The sequence below is a fragment of the Pseudomonas sp. KBS0707 genome (assembly GCF_005937945.2).
In the GTDB taxonomy this organism is placed as follows: Bacteria; Pseudomonadota; Gammaproteobacteria; order Pseudomonadales; family Pseudomonadaceae; genus Aquipseudomonas; species Aquipseudomonas amygdali.
On the sequence record NZ_CP041754.1, the window covers coordinates 2329773 to 2343749 of the forward strand.

The window sequence follows — 13977 nt, forward strand, 5'->3', positions numbered from 1 at the left end:
AACCGCTGACGAGTTCCCCACCCGCATTCCGAACATTCCGTGATCGAGTCCCGCAATGAACAGTGAATTCCGCAAAACGCTTCCTGGCACCCGACTGGACTATTTCGATGCGCGCGCAGCGGTCGAGGCGCTCAAGCCCGGCGCTTATGCCTCGCTGCCCTATACCTCGCGCGTGCTGGCCGAGAACCTGGTGCGCCGCTGTGATCCTGCGACCTTGAGTGCTTCTTTGACCCAGCTCATCGAGCGCAAGCGTGATCTGGACTTTCCGTGGTTCCCTGCGCGGGTGGTCTGCCACGACATTCTGGGGCAGACCGCACTGGTCGATCTTGCCGGCCTGCGCGATGCAATTGCCTCGCAGGGCGGTGATCCTGCGCAGGTAAACCCGGTGGTGCCGGTGCAGCTTATTGTCGACCATTCGCTGGCAGTGGAGTCCGACGGTAATGACCCGCAGGCGTTCGCGAAGAACCGCGCCATCGAAGACCGTCGCAACGAAGACCGCTTTCACTTCATTGACTGGACCAAACAGGCGTTCAAGAACGTCGAAGTGATCCCGCCGGGCAACGGCATCATGCACCAGATCAACCTGGAGAAAATGTCGCCGGTGGTGCAGGTGCTCGACGGCGTAGCCTTTCCCGACACGCTGGTGGGGACAGACAGCCACACGCCACATGTCGACGCGCTGGGCGTGATTGCCATCGGCGTTGGCGGCCTCGAGGCCGAAAACGTCATGTTGGGGCGCGCCTCGTGGATGCGCCTGCCGGACATCATCGGTGTCGAACTGACTGGACGCCGTCAGCCGGGTATCACCGCCACCGATGTGGTGCTGGCTCTGACCGAATACCTGCGTCAGCAGAAGGTGGTTGGCGCGTATCTGGAGTTCTATGGCGCGGGTGCGTCGAGCCTGACCCTCGGTGACCGGGCGACGATTTCCAACATGGCACCGGAATACGGCGCGACAGCGGCAATGTTTTCCATTGATTCGCAAACCATCGATTATCTACGCCTGACCGGCCGTGAAGACGAACAGGTCAAGCTCGTCGAGTTGTATGCCCGGCACACCGGCTTGTGGTCGGAGAGCCTGAAGGAGGTCGAGTACGAGCGCGTGCTGAGCTTCGACCTGTCCAGCGTGGTGCGCAACATGGCCGGGCCGTCCAACCCCCATGCGCGAGTCGCCACCGCGGATCTGGCTGCCAGAGGTATTGCCGGGCAGTGGGAAGACGTGCTGGGGCAGATGCCCGATGGCGCGGTGATCATCGCGGCGATTACCAGTTGCACCAACACCAGCAACCCGCGCAACGTGATTTCGGCAGGCCTGCTGGCCCGCAATGCCAACCGCCTGGGGCTGATGCGTAAGCCGTGGGTGAAGTCGTCGCTGGCGCCCGGCTCGAAAACCGTGGCCTTGTATCTGGATGCCGCAGGACTGACGTCCGAACTGGAGCAATTGGGCTTTGGCGTCGTGGCGTTTGCCTGTACCACCTGTAACGGTATGTCCGGTGCGCTGGACCCGATGATCCAGCAGGAAATCATCGACCGCGATCTGTACGCCACTGCGGTGTTGTCGGGTAATCGCAATTTCGACGGGCGTATTCACCCTTACGCCAAACAAGCGTTCCTGGCCTCGCCACCTCTGGTGGTGGCCTACGCCATTGCCGGCACCATCAGGTTCGATATCGAAAACGATGTACTCGGGATGGCCGATGGCAAAGAGATTCGCCTCAAGGACATCTGGCCGAGCGATGAAGAGATTGATGCCGTTGTGCAGGCGTCGGTCAAGCCGGAGCAGTTTCGTCAGGTCTACATTCCGATGTTCGCCATCGAAGAACACACCGGGCCGAAAGTCGAGCCGCTGTATGACTGGCGCCCGATGAGCACTTACATCCGTCGCCCGCCCTATTGGGAAGGCGCGCTGGCCGGGGAGCGCACGCTTAAGGGCATGCGCGCACTGGCCGTGCTGCCGGACAACATCACCACCGATCATTTGTCACCGTCCAACGCCATCATGCTGGACAGTGCTGCGGGCGAATATCTGGCGAAAATGGGCCTGCCGGAGGAGGATTTCAACTCCTACGCAACCCACCGGGGCGACCACTTGACGGCCCAGCGCGCAACCTTTGCCAACCCGCAACTGGTCAATGAGATGGCGGTGGTCGACGGCAAGGTCAGGAAAGGCTCGCTGACCCGGATCGAACCCGAGGGAGTGGTTACGCGCATGTGGGAAGCCATTGAAACCTACATGGCCCGCAAGCAACCGTTGATCATCATTGCCGGTGCCGACTACGGGCAGGGTTCGTCCCGTGATTGGGCCGCCAAAGGCGTCAGGCTGGCGGGCGTTGAAGCCATTGCCGCAGAAGGCTTCGAACGTATCCATCGAACCAACCTGGTGGGCATGGGCGTGCTGCCACTTGAGTTCAAACCGGGCACCAGCCGCCTGACTCTGGGCATCGACGGCAGCGAAACATTCGACGTGGTCGGTCAGCGCACACCGCGCGCGACCTTGACGCTGGTGATCCAGCGCCGTAACGGCGAACGTGTGGAAGTGCCGGTAACGTGCCGTCTGGACACGGCCGAAGAACTCTCCATCTATGAGGCTGGCGGCGTGTTGCAGCGCTTTGCCCAGGATTTTCTAGAGGCTACGACTGGTGCGTGAGGAACGATAAGCGCGCGGAAAAACACTATCGTGCCCATGCTCCGCGTGGGCATGCAGTTCTGGACGCTCTGCGTCCGATTTTGAGCGCGTAGCGCTCTTTGAACAGGACAACGAATTCATGGCTCATTCACCCCAGATCCGCATCCCCGCCACCTACATGCGTGGTGGCACCAGCAAGGGTGTGTTTTTCAGGCTGACGGACCTGCCTGAAGCTGCACAGATTCCGGGATCGGCGCGGGATGCGTTGCTGCTGCGAGTCATCGGCAGCCCGGACCCCTATGAAAAGCAGATCGACGGCATGGGCGGGGCGACGTCCAGTACCAGCAAAACGGTCATTGTGTCGCGCAGCACCAAGGCCGACCACGATGTCGATTACCTGTTCGGCCAGGTATCCATCGACAAGCCTTTCATCGACTGGAGCGGCAATTGCGGCAACCTGTCGGCGGCCGTCGGCTCGTTTGCTATCGCCAGTGGTCTGCTCGATGCTGGTCGTGTGCCGCAAGACGGCGTCGTCATCGTGCGTATCTGGCAGGCCAATATCGGCAAGACCATCATCGCCCATGTGCCCGTCAGCAACGGCGAGGTACAGGAAACCGGCGATTTCGAACTGGACGGCGTGACCTTTCCGGCCGCGGAGGTGGCGCTGGAGTTTCTTGATCCGGCAGCGGACGAAGAGGGCGCAGGCGGCTCGATGTTTCCCACCGGCAACCTGGTAGACGACCTTGAAGTGCCCGGCATCGGCACCTTGAAAGCAACCATGATCAACGCCGGTATCCCGACAATTTTCGTCAACGCCGCCGACATAGGCTACAGCGGTACCGAGTTGCAGGGCGATATCAATGGTGATCCGCAGGCGCTTGCCCGTCTGGAAACCATTCGCGCCCACGGTGCCGTGCGCATGGGCCTGATTCGCAGTATTGCTGAAGCCGCGACGCGCCAGCACACACCCAAGGTGGCTTTTGTAGCAGCGCCTGCCGATTACCTGTCATCGAGTGGCAAACCTGTTGCGGCAAAGGATATCGATCTGCTGGTGCGTGCCGTATCGATGGGCAAGTTGCATCACGCGATGATGGGCACCGCTGCCGTTGCCATCGGCACTGCCGCCGCCATTCCGGGCACGCTGGTCAGTCTGGCAGCTGGCGGACAGGCGCGCAGTGCGGTGCGCTTCGGCCATCCCTCCGGCACACTGCGAGTCGGTGCGCAGGCTGTTCAGGAAGGCGCTGACTGGAAAGTCACCAAAGCCCTTATGAGCCGCAGCGCCAGAGTGCTGATGGAGGGCTGGGTGCGAGTGCCACAGTAAAACGACTGAAACAGTCAGCTGCAAAAATCAGCTGATGCGGCTACTTTCAATGGTTATTTGAAGCGGCGCTCCACACCTTTTTCGACCAGCACCTTGGCAGAGATCTCTTCCACTGAAAAGTGGGTGGAGTTGATGTTGGGAATGTTCTCGCGGCGGAACAGGCTCTCTACCTCGCGCACTTCGAATTCACACTGCGCGTAACTGGAATAGCGGCTGTTTGGCTTGCGCTCGTGACGGATTGCGGTGAGACGGTCCGGGTCGATGGTCAGGCCGAACAGTTTGCTGCGGTGTTCCTTGAGTGCCGCAGGCAGTTGCAGACGCTCCATGTCATCTTCGGTCAGCGGGTAGTTGGCGGCCCGGATACCGAATTGCATGGCCATGTACAGGCAGGTCGGGGTCTTGCCGCAGCGCGACACGCCAACCAGGATGATGTCGGCCTTGTCGTAATAATGCGTCCGCGCGCCGTCGTCGTTGTCCAGCGCGAAGTTGACTGCCTCGATGCGCTCCATGTAGTTGGAGTTATGCCCGATGGAGTGCGATTTGCCCACCGAATAGGAGGAGTGTGAACTAAGCTCCTGCTCCAGCGGGGCAAGGAAGGTCGAAAAGATGTCGATCATGAAGCCGTTGGACGTCGCAAGAATCTCGCGGATGTCCTGATTGACGATCGTGTCGAAGATGATCGGGCGCACATCGTCCTTGTCGGCGGCATTATTGATTTGTTGTACCATCGCCCGCGCTTTCTCGACGCTGTCGATATAGGGCCTGGTGAACTTGTTGAATGTAATGTTTTCAAATTGTGCCAACAGGCTCTGGCCCAGGGTTTCGGCGGTGATACCGGTGCCGTCCGAGATGAAGAAAGCAGATCGTTTCATTTTTGACCCAGGCCTTAAGCAGTTGACGAATTCTGGCTATCATAGGCGTGCCTGCCGGCTCTGAGGGCCTGCAGGTGCATCTTTTTTGAAGGCACGGTTTCAAGGCATGGGCCTGCGCCCGGCCAGACACGCCCGAGGTCACATAACGGTGGCTCGGGTGAATGAGCTTTTCCCAACAACAAACACAGTTAGTGGAGAGATCACCTTGGTAGAGTACGTAGTTTCCCTCGATAAGCTCGGCGTCCATGATGTAGAGCACGTGGGGGGCAAAAACTCGTCCCTCGGCGAGATGATCAGCAACCTCGCAGGTGCTGGCGTCTCAGTGCCCGGCGGCTTCGCGACTACGGCCCAGGCTTACCGTGACTTTCTTGAGCTGAGCGGTCTGAACGATCAGATCCATGCTGCGCTGGACGCGCTCGATGTCGATGACGTCAACGCCCTGGCCCGCACCGGTGCGCAGATTCGCCAGTGGATCATGGAAGCCGAGTTTCCCGAGACGCTCAACGCCCAGATTCGTACTGCATTTGCCGAGCTGTCAGCCGGCAATCCGAACCTGGCGGTGGCCGTGCGCTCTTCCGCGACCGCTGAAGACCTGCCGGATGCCTCGTTCGCAGGCCAGCAGGAGACTTTCCTGAACATTCGCGGTGTCGAGAACGTTATCCGCGCTGCCAAGGAAGTCTTCGCTTCGCTGTTCAATGACCGTGCCATTTCCTATCGCGTGCACCAGGGCTTCGACCACAAGCTGGTCGCGCTGTCGGCGGGTGTGCAGCGTATGGTGCGTTCCGAAACCGGAACGGCGGGCGTCATGTTTACCCTCGACACCGAATCCGGTTTCCGCGATGTGGTGTTCATTACCGGTGCCTACGGCCTGGGCGAGACGGTTGTGCAGGGCGCGGTCAACCCGGACGAGTTCTACGTGCATAAAGACACGCTGGCTGCTGGCCGTCCGGCGATTCTGCGGCGCAATCTGGGTAGCAAGGCTATCAAGATGATTTACGGCGAAGAAGCCAAGGCTGGTCGTTCGGTCAAGGTGATCGACGTAGAGCCTGCTGATCGTGCGCGCTTCTGCCTGACCGATGCTGAAGTCTCGGAACTGGCTAAACAGGCAATGATCATCGAGAAACACTACAAGTGCCCGATGGATATCGAATGGGCCAAGGACGGTGACGACGGCAAGCTGTACATCGTACAGGCTCGTCCGGAAACCGTGAAAAGCCGTGCCTCGGCCAATGTCATGGAACGCTACCTGCTCAAGGAGACCGGCAAGGTGCTGGTCGAAGGTCGTGCCATCGGCCAGCGCATCGGCGCAGGCAAGGTGCGGATCATCAAGGACGTGTCGGAGATGGACAAGGTCCAGCCTGGTGACGTGCTGGTGTCCGACATGACCGACCCGGACTGGGAACCGGTCATGAAGCGCGCCAGCGCAATTGTCACCAACCGTGGCGGTCGTACCTGCCACGCCGCGATCATCGCGCGCGAGCTGGGCATTCCGGCAGTGGTCGGTTGTGGCAACGCCACCCAGACGCTGCAGGATGGTCAGGGCGTAACGGTTTCCTGCGCAGAGGGCGACACCGGTTACATCTTTGAAGGCGAGCTGGGTTTCGACATCAAGACCAACTCGGTCGATGCGATGCCAGAGCTGCCGTTCAAGATCATGATGAACGTCGGCAACCCGGATCGTGCGTTTGATTTCGCCCAGTTGCCCAACGCCGGTGTTGGTCTTGCGCGTCTGGAATTCATCATCAACCGCATGATCGGTGTGCATCCCAAGGCGCTGCTCAACTATTCGCTGCTGCCGCCGGAAATCAAGGAAAGCGTCGACAAGCGCATCGCCGGTTACCATGATCCGGTCGGTTTCTACGTCGACAAACTGGTCGAGGGCATCAGCACCCTGGCCGCCGCGTTCACGCCGAAAAAGGTCATCGTGCGTCTGTCGGACTTCAAGTCCAACGAGTACGCCAACCTGATCGGCGGCAAGCTGTACGAGCCTGAAGAAGAAAACCCGATGCTGGGCTTTCGCGGTGCTTCGCGCTATATCAGCGAGAACTTCCGCGACTGTTTCGAGCTGGAGTGCCGTGCGCTCAAGCGCGTGCGTGAAGAGATGGGCCTGACCAACGTCGAGATCATGGTGCCATTCGTCCGGACGCTGGGTGAGGCGAGTCAGGTCATCGACCTGCTGGCCGCCAATGGCCTGAAACGTGGCGAAAACGGCCTGCGCATCATCATGATGTGCGAGTTGCCGTCCAATGCGATTCTGGCCGAAGAGTTCCTCGAGTATTTCGACGGTTTCTCCATCGGCTCCAACGACCTGACCCAGCTGACACTTGGCCTTGATCGCGACTCCGGCGTGATTGCCCACCTGTTCGACGAGCGTAATCCGGCGGTCAAGAAGCTGCTGTCCAATGCCATCCAGGCGTGCAACAAGGCGGGCAAGTACATCGGCATCTGCGGCCAAGGCCCTTCCGACCATCCGGATCTGGCGCGCTGGCTGATGGATCAAGGGATCGAGAGCGTATCGCTCAACCCTGATTCGGTGCTGGAAACCTGGTTCTTCCTCGCCGAGGCGCACGCACCTGTCTGAGGCGACACGGCCTTCGTGTGACGCGAGGGTGGCCTGAGCCGTCATGTGCTTCAGGTGTTTGAAAGAGGCGGTTTCTTCGGAACCCGCCTTTTTTATGGCGTGCCGCGATAGCCCCGGAGCGCGATGTTTCATCCCGTCTGTCAAGCCAGATAAAGAGTGATATGCAAAGCAGTAGCCAGCTTTTTCCCGTTGCCTTGATCAGCGCCGAGCGTCGCGGCGATCTTGTCGAGGACGTCTACCGTCTCAAGCCAGCCAACAGCCCCGACCCCAGCGTCGAACTGGTGGTGACCCGACTGGGGCTGGTCGATCAGCCCGACATGCGCGGTATCCCGGTGATTCTGCTGCATGGCAGTTTTTCCAACCGGCGCTTCTGGTATTCGCCCAAAGGTATCGGTCTGGGGCCGTATCTGGCGCGTGCCGGTTATGACGTATGGATCCCGGAAATGCGCGGGCACGGTTTGTCGGCACGCAACCAGAACTACCGCGCCAATTGTGTGGCTGACTATGCCCGTTTCGACGTGCCCGCCATTGCCGCTTTTGTCTGTGAGCAAAGTGGTCAGATACCGCACTGGATGGGGCACTCGCTGGGCGGCACAACCCTGGCGGCGGCCTTGGGCGGCCAGTACCTGGGGCCGCACACTGCAGCGTCGGTGGCGCTATTCGGCAGTCAGGTCAGCCGCACGTACTGGCCGCTGAAAATTCCGCCGCTGCAATGGTCCGCGCGGCTGTTGCTCAGGTCCTTCGAACATGTTTCAGGGCCGCGTTTCAAGCGTGGGCCGGAAGACGAGCCAATAGGGCTGGTGCTGGAAAGCCTGCGCTGGCACGGGCTGTTCGGGCGTTTTGGCGAGCGCGACAACAACTGGTGGGCCGGGCTGAAGGAGGTTCAGGTGCCGGTGCTGGCCGTTGCTGCGGCTGGCGATCATCAGGACCCCGTGTGGGCCTGTCGCACACTGTTCGATCAGATTGGCGCAGCGCAGCACAAGCAGTTTCTTTGCCTGGGGCGCGAGCACGGTTTTGACGAAGACTTCGACCACGTGCGCATGCTGGTCAGCAAGGCCGCGCAGCAACAGGTCTGGCCGCGGGTCATCGAGTGGCTGAACGGGCAGTCTGTTCCTGAACAGGTTGTAGAGTTTCAGGCGGCGGTGGGCAGTTAGCGGTTAAAGTCGCTATGGTTAGCGTCAGCCGGTCGCGTCTGATTCATCAGGCCGATCCGTACCATTCGCGAGACAGGAGTTGACCTTATGCACTACATCACCCCCGATCTGTGTGACGCCTATCCGGACCTGATTCAGGTCGTGGAGCCGATGTTCAGCAATTTTGGCGGTCGCGATTCGTTTGGCGGCCAGATCGTCACCGTTAAATGTTTCGAAGACAACTCGCTGGTCAAGGAGCAGGTCGAGCTCGACGGCAAGGGCAAGGGCAAGGTGTTGGTGGTCGACGGTGGTGGGTCGCTGCGTTGTGCCTTACTCGGTGACATGCTGGCAGAGAAAGCGGCCAGAAGCGGCTGGGAAGGCATGTTGATTTACGGTTGCATCCGCGATGTTGACGTCATCGCGCAGACCGACCTGGGTGTTCAGGCGTTGGCCAGCCATCCGAAAAAAACCGAGAAACGCGGAATCGGTGACCTGAATGTGTTGGTCACCTTCGGTGGCGTGACCTTCCGTCCGGGAGAGTATCTGTATGCCGACAACAATGGCGTCATCATTTCCCCTTCACCCCTGACCATGCCGGAATAAGCGAAATATCCATGTTCGATGAAGCAAACGCGCAGTGGGGGCTGGTTCATGCCCTTGTGCTGGACGGTAAAGGCGGGGCGCGTTTCATCGCTCGAACCGAGTTGCAGGACCTTGAGCTGCAGCCGCAGGAAAGTCTGTGGCTGCATTGGGATCGCAGTCATCCGCAGACCCATACCTGGCTGCGTACCGGTAGTGGTCTGAGCGAATTTGCCTGCGACCTGTTGCTTGAAGAGAACACCCGGCCGCGCCTGCTGCCGTTGCCGGAGCAAGAGTTGCTGCTGTTTCTGCGGGGGGTGAACCTCAACCCCGGTGCCGAACCGGAAGACATGGTATCGGTGCGCATTTTTGCTGCTGCTCAGCGGGTGATCTCGCTGCGCCTGCGTCCTCTGCGGGCCACTGAGGAACTGATCGAGATGCTGGGGCAGGGTAAAGGCCCCACCAGTGCCTCGGAGCTGATCCTGTACCTGGCGCAATACCTGACCGACAAGGTCCAGGATCTGGTCGGCGAACTCACCGAATCGGTCGATGAAGAGGAAGAAAAGACCGACGCCGACGAACGGTACAGTCCCGAGCATGGCAAGCTGCTGCATATTCGTCGACGCGCAGCCGGTCTGCGCCGGTTTCTCGGGCCGCAGCGCGATATTTATGGCCAGCTCTCGCGGATCAAACTGTCGTGGTTCGCCCATGACGACGCCGATTACTGGAATGAGCTGAACAACAGCCTGACGCGTTATCTGGAAGAGCTCGAGCTGACCCGCGAGCGGGTAGGGCTGCTGCTGGAGTCCGAAGACAGGCGCTTGCGCGAGCACATGAACCGCACCATGTACCGTTTCGGGATCATTACCGGTATCTTCCTGCCCATGAGTTTTCTCACCGGTTTGCTGGGTATCAATGTCGGCGGCATACCCGGTTCTGACAGTTCATACGGCTTTCTGGTGGCGTGCTCGCTGATTGTCGCGCTGGCCGTCGGGCAGTGGTGGCTATTCAAGCGATTGCGCTGGGTATAAGCGTGGGCTTGGCCGGGTTTTTGACGGGCGTGTGTGACTTGTTGTTTTCGCGTCGCGTCTTTGACTGACATTACGTGAGGTGCCTGATGCACGATCCGTTTGAAGAATCTTTACGCGACATGCTCAATTCTTCATCCTCCAGCCGGGATGATGACGCATGTCTGGGACGCGTCCTGAAAACCGCCAATCGCCAGGTCGGTGCTGGTGTATTGTTCGGGTTGCTGGGCCGTTGGTCAGAAGCACTGATGATCGCCGTGAACAACGGCTCTGCCCACGTCTCTCCTGTTTCTCGCCGCACCATTCCGGGTGCCCGTTCTATCGATAAGGCTGATTGAGCATGGAATTGAATCTCTGGACCCAGAGCCTTCTTGCTGCAATGACTGCATTGTGGACCAAAGTCGCAAATTTCATCCCTAACCTGTTCGGCGCGCTTGTTGTGGTGCTGCTGGGTTTTGTCGTCGCCAAACTGCTCGACGCGCTGCTTTCCAAACTGCTGGCCAAACTGGGCCTGGATCGTCTGGTCGGCGGTACAGGTCTGACCAAGATCATCGGCCGCGCCGGCGTCAAGGTGCCGATCTCAACGCTGATCGGCAAGATCGTGTATTGGTTTGTATTACTGATTTTCCTCGTCTCGGCTGCCGAATCGCTGGGGCTGCAGCGGGTTTCAGCTACGCTGGACATGTTGGCGCTGTATCTGCCCAAGGTATTTGGTGCGGCGCTGGTCTTGCTGGTCGGCGTGCTGCTGGCGCAACTGGTCAATGGGCTGGTACGCGGCGCAGCCGAAGGCGTAGGTATCGACTACTCCGCCGGCCTGGGACGAATTGCTCAAGGCCTGGTCATCATCATCAGTATTTCGGTTGCGATCAGCCAGCTTGAGGTCAAGACCGACCTGCTGAACCACGTTATTGTGATTGCCTTGATTACCGTTGGTCTGACAGTGGCGCTTGCCCTGGGCCTCGGCAGTCGGGAGATTGCCGGGCAGATCATCGCCGGAATTTATGTTCGTGAGCTGTTTCAGGTGGGCCAGCAGGTGCGGGTGGGCGATACGGAAGGTCAGATCGAGGAAATCGGTACGGTCAAGACAACGTTGCTGACAGACGAGGGGGAGCTGGTGTCGTTTTCCAACCGCATCCTTCTCGAGCAGAGAGTAAGCAGCCGTTAAGCGGCTAACCTGCTAATGTATGCCGCCAGGTTGCCGATACAGGCCGTGGCGGACACTGACCTGACTGTCGGCAAGATTTGTTTTGAATAAACCTCAACCGTTTTCGACGCGCTACGATCCCCGCGAGCTCTCTGATGAGGAGCTGGTCGCGCGCGCCAATGTTGAGCTATTCAATGTGACGCGGGCTTATGAAGAATTGATGCGTCGTTACCAGAGAACACTTTTTAACGTCTGCGCACGTTATTTAGGGAACGATCGCGATGCTGACGATGTCTGTCAGGAGGTGATGCTTAAGGTGTTGTATGGGTTGAAAAATTTTGAAGGTAAATCTAAATTTAAGACCTGGCTTTACAGCATCACCTACAATGAATGCATCACGCAGTACAGAAAGGAACGGCGTAAGCGTCGCTTGATGGACGCTTTGAGTCTGGATCCACTTGAGGAAGCGTCGGAAGAAAAGACGCCCAAACCTGAAGAGCGGGGCGGACTTGATCGCTGGCTTGTGTATGTGAACCCGATCGATCGGGAGATTCTGGTCCTGCGTTTTGTTGCAGAACTTGAATTCCAGGAGATTGCTGACATCATGCACATGGGCTTGAGCGCAACGAAAATGCGTTACAAGCGGGCTTTAGATAAATTACGAGAGAAATTTGCGGGAATCGCCGAAACTTAATACGGTGCAAATATCTCTAACAAACTGGCAAGGTCTGGTAGACTCGCCGCTGAGTTGTCCCCCTGTGTGGGACTGCTTAATAATCATCAGATGGGGATTTAACGGATGAAACTGAAAAACACCTTGGGCTTGGCCATTGGTACTATTGTTGCCGCAACTTCGTTCGGCGCTCTGGCTCAAGGCCAAGGCGCGGTCGAAATCGAAGGCTTCGCCAAGAAAGAATACTACGACAGCGATCGTAACTTCAAAAACGACGGCAACCTGTTCGGCGGCTCCGTTGGCTACTTCCTGACTGACGATGTTGAACTGCGTTTGGGCTACGACGAAGTCCACAACGTCCGTAGCGACAGTGGCAAGAACATCAAGGGCGCCAACACCGCTCTGGACGCTCTGTACCACTTCAACAACCCAGGCGACATGCTGCGTCCTTACCTGTCTGCCGGTTTCTCTGACCAAAGCATCGGTCAAGACGCTCGCAACGGCCGTGACGGTTCTACCTTCGCCAACATCGGCGGCGGCGCCAAGCTGTACTTCACTGACAACTTCTATGCCCGTGCAGGCGTTGAAGCTCAGTACAACATCGACCAAGGCAACACCGAGTGGGCGCCTAGCGTCGGTATCGGTGTAAACTTCGGCGGCGGCAGCAAGAAAGTCGAAGCAGCACCAGCTCCAGTAGCTGAAGTGTGCTCCGACAGCGACAACGACGGCGTGTGCGACAACGTCGACAAGTGCCCGGACACCCCAGCCAACGTAACTGTTGATGCTGATGGCTGCCCAGCAGTTGCCGAAGTCGTTCGTGTTGAGCTGGACGTGAAGTTCGATTTCGACAAATCCGTAGTCAAGCCTAACAGCTACGGCGACATCAAGAACCTCGCTGACTTCATGCAGCAGTACCCACAGACCACCACCACTGTTGAAGGTCACACTGACTCCGTCGGTCCTGACGCTTACAACCAAAAACTGTCCGAGCGTCGTGCAAACGCCGTTAAACAGGTTCTGGTTAACCAGTACGGTGTTGGCGCTAGCCGCGTAAACTCGGTTGGTTACGGCGAATCCCGCCCAGTTGCTGACAACGCAACTGAAGCTGGCCGCGCAGTTAACCGTCGCGTAGAAGCAGAAGTAGAAGCTCAAGCTAAGTAATTAGCCGCTTGTACTGAAAAGCCCGGCTCAGGCCGGGCTTTTCTTTGCCTGCGATTTGCTCAGGCAGACGCTACTCAGGAGGCACGGTCAGCCAGCACTCAGCTGTGCGTGATCAATCAGCGTTTCATTCAGCAGCTCATTGCTGCACGCAGCAACCGCGCCGATCACCAGAATGGCAGGGCTCTTCAGCTCGAAAGCGCTGGCGTCGCGCTGCATTGCGTTCAACGTGCTGCGGCACTCGCGCTGCCAGGGCAGCGAAGCATTCTCGATCATCGCCACCGGCATTTCGCCACTCATTCCGCCAGCCAGCAGGCTCTCGCGAATTTCAGCCAGCTTTGCCACGCCCATGTAAACCACCAGAGTAGTTCCGCCTTGTGCAAGGGCCTGCCAGTTGAGGCTGCTGTCGTCCTGGGTATGGGCAGTGACCAGTGTCACGCCACGGCTTATGCCGCGCAGGGTCAGCGAAATGCCGCATTGTGTTGCGCCGGCGAGCCCCGCCGTGATCCCGTTGACCAGTTCCACCGCGACGCCGCGTTCCTGCAACCACTGCGCCTCTTCACCGCCACGGCCAAAGATGCACGGATCGCCACCCTTGAGGCGCACAACGCATTTGCCCTGACGTACATAGCGCAGCATCAGGCGATGGATGAACGCTTGTGGCGTTGAACGGCAACCGCCGCGTTTGCCGACCGCGATCACTCGCGCATTCGGGCAGTGCTCAAGCACTGCGGTATTGACCAGATCATCTATCAGCACCACGTCGGCTTCGTGCAAGGCACGCACTGCCTTGAGGGTCAGTAGTTCCGGGTCACCGGGACCGGCGCCCACCAGCCATACTTTTGCGCTCATGCTGCACTCC

General features: G+C 58.9%; 12 protein-coding genes. 10 read left to right on the plus strand and 2 right to left on the minus strand.

The window, feature by feature from the left end; genetic code table 11:
- Nucleotides 1-55: 55 nt before the first annotated feature.
- Together acnD and prpF are read left to right on the plus strand one after the other, a co-directional pair.
- Nucleotides 56-2647, plus strand: a complete 2592-nt coding sequence (acnD, locus tag FFH21_RS10915; RefSeq protein WP_011168356.1) for a Fe/S-dependent 2-methylisocitrate dehydratase AcnD — start codon at nucleotides 56-58, stop codon at nucleotides 2645-2647.
- 118 nt (nucleotides 2648-2765) lie between these two features.
- On the plus strand, nucleotides 2766-3947 hold the full coding sequence (prpF, locus tag FFH21_RS10925; protein WP_004667523.1) for a 2-methylaconitate cis-trans isomerase PrpF: 1182 nt from the start codon (nucleotides 2766-2768) through the stop codon (nucleotides 3945-3947).
- 53 nt (nucleotides 3948-4000) lie between these two features.
- Here the strand turns inward: prpF and FFH21_RS10930 are convergent, their stop codons facing one another.
- Nucleotides 4001-4819 (minus strand): pyruvate, water dikinase regulatory protein, encoded by an 819-nt coding sequence (locus FFH21_RS10930; RefSeq protein WP_002553036.1) that lies wholly within the window; start codon nucleotides 4817-4819, stop codon nucleotides 4001-4003.
- 205 nt (nucleotides 4820-5024) lie between these two features.
- Here FFH21_RS10930 and ppsA point away from each other — a divergent pair, with 205 nt between their 5' ends.
- From ppsA to FFH21_RS10975, 8 genes are all read left to right on the plus strand, one after another.
- A complete protein-coding gene (gene ppsA, locus FFH21_RS10940) occupies nucleotides 5025-7400 on the plus strand; it encodes a phosphoenolpyruvate synthase (RefSeq protein WP_011168357.1) in 2376 nt (791 codons plus the stop codon).
- Between the two features lie 161 nt (nucleotides 7401-7561).
- The gene (locus FFH21_RS10945; protein WP_011168358.1) at nucleotides 7562-8554 is read left to right on the plus strand and encodes an alpha/beta fold hydrolase; all 993 of its coding nucleotides are present in this window, start codon (nucleotides 7562-7564) and stop codon (nucleotides 8552-8554) included.
- An 87-nt stretch (nucleotides 8555-8641) separates the two neighbouring features.
- Nucleotides 8642-9136: a ribonuclease E activity regulator RraA gene (gene rraA, locus FFH21_RS10950; protein WP_011168359.1), complete on the plus strand. Its 495-nt coding sequence runs from the start codon at nucleotides 8642-8644 to the stop codon at nucleotides 9134-9136.
- An 11-nt stretch (nucleotides 9137-9147) separates the two neighbouring features.
- Entirely contained in the window at nucleotides 9148-10143 is a 996-nt protein-coding gene (locus FFH21_RS10955) for a zinc transporter ZntB (protein ID WP_002553040.1), read from the plus strand.
- A gap of 86 nt (nucleotides 10144-10229) precedes the next feature.
- Nucleotides 10230-10478, plus strand: coding sequence for a hypothetical protein (locus tag FFH21_RS10960; protein WP_002553041.1), 249 nt, complete (start codon nucleotides 10230-10232; stop codon nucleotides 10476-10478).
- Nucleotides 10479-10480: 2 nt separating this feature from the next.
- Complete coding sequence (locus FFH21_RS10965; RefSeq protein WP_002553042.1) at nucleotides 10481-11305, plus strand: mechanosensitive ion channel domain-containing protein; 825 nt, start codon at nucleotides 10481-10483, stop codon at nucleotides 11303-11305.
- An 82-nt stretch (nucleotides 11306-11387) separates the two neighbouring features.
- Complete coding sequence (gene sigX / locus FFH21_RS10970; protein ID WP_041924511.1) at nucleotides 11388-11978, plus strand: RNA polymerase sigma factor SigX; 591 nt, start codon at nucleotides 11388-11390, stop codon at nucleotides 11976-11978.
- A 105-nt stretch (nucleotides 11979-12083) separates the two neighbouring features.
- Nucleotides 12084-13118, plus strand: coding sequence for an OmpA family protein (locus tag FFH21_RS10975; RefSeq protein ID WP_002553044.1), 1035 nt, complete (start codon nucleotides 12084-12086; stop codon nucleotides 13116-13118).
- 87 nt (nucleotides 13119-13205) lie between these two features.
- On the opposite strand, the gene cobA is transcribed toward FFH21_RS10975, so the two are convergent.
- Nucleotides 13206-13967 carry a uroporphyrinogen-III C-methyltransferase gene (gene cobA / locus FFH21_RS10980; protein WP_005746075.1) on the minus strand — a complete coding sequence of 254 codons (762 nt, stop codon included), beginning with the start codon at nucleotides 13965-13967 and terminating at the stop codon, nucleotides 13206-13208.
- Between the last annotated feature and the right edge of the window lie 10 nt (nucleotides 13968-13977).